Origin of the sequence: Bacillus pretiosus (genome assembly GCF_051294775.1) — a bacterium.
Taxonomy (GTDB): Bacteria; Bacillota; Bacilli; order Bacillales; family Bacillaceae_G; genus Bacillus_A; species Bacillus_A wiedmannii.
The window spans coordinates 1-353 of record NZ_JBPPHF010000046.1 but is presented as its reverse complement, the minus strand read 5'-3'; the positions used below and the strand labels follow the sequence as shown (position 1 = coordinate 353).

The 353-nt window shown below is 29.2% G+C and carries 1 protein-coding gene; it reads right to left on the bottom strand.

Going from position 1 to position 353, the window contains the following annotated elements:
* Positions 1-353: helix-turn-helix domain-containing protein (locus ACSG5Z_RS29780; RefSeq protein ID WP_435712740.1), on the bottom strand; the 353-nt coding region annotated here is incomplete at both ends.

Below are 353 nucleotides of genomic sequence, written 5' to 3'. Positions count from 1 at the left end.
GAATTACATTAGGATTTATGTACAGTGCATACATTCTAGCATTAATTCCATCTCTACCCGATTCAAAACGTCCAATTAGACCTTTTTCAATTAATTGCTTTACTAATCTACTACCTGTATTTTTACTAGATCCTATTTTGTCTGCAATTTCTGTTTGAGTCATAGGTAATTGTTCTTTTGCATTAATATCATGAACAATACAGTTAGATCGGAAACCTATAAATCCAATGATTTTGTTTAAAAACATACTTTCTTCGTTTTTCAAATAATTATTTTGAATGAGATATAACCAATTCTCTTGAATAATTTGGGCAAATTTAGCTTTGTTTTTTATCTTCCGTTCAGGCACTAAC